1 pseudogene is annotated in these 345 nt (G+C 44.1%); it reads left to right on the forward strand.

Annotation, left to right across the window (positions count from 1 at the left end):
- Positions 1-81 precede the first annotated feature (81 nt).
- Positions 82-345 (forward strand): annotated as a pseudogene (locus ACYQ0N_RS15440) (hypothetical protein); the annotation flags it as partial.

The raw sequence follows: 345 nt of genomic DNA on the forward strand, positions 1-345 counted from the left end.
AAACCACGGTCATGGACTATATAGTCTGCGCCTTCCGCTTTTTTGTAACGGCGCAGCAGATATATTACTGGAGGTAACAAGATGAAAAACAAAAAATCAACGCAAAGCCTGTTCGGACTGAAAAGCTTCGGCAGATACGGACTGAAAACGGAAAAAGGCGAGCTGTCCTTTTTCAGCGTTCAGCCCACCAATATATCCGTATTGTCAAATGAAAATATTGATACGAAGATACGCCGCCTTATGACGCTGCTGAGCATGATACCGGAGCTTGAAATAATCTGTCTTGACAGCTGCGAATGCTTCGACGGCAACAAGATCAATATCAGAAACAGGATAGACTGCGAA

The sequence above is a fragment of the Ruminococcus sporogenes genome (assembly GCF_054655175.1).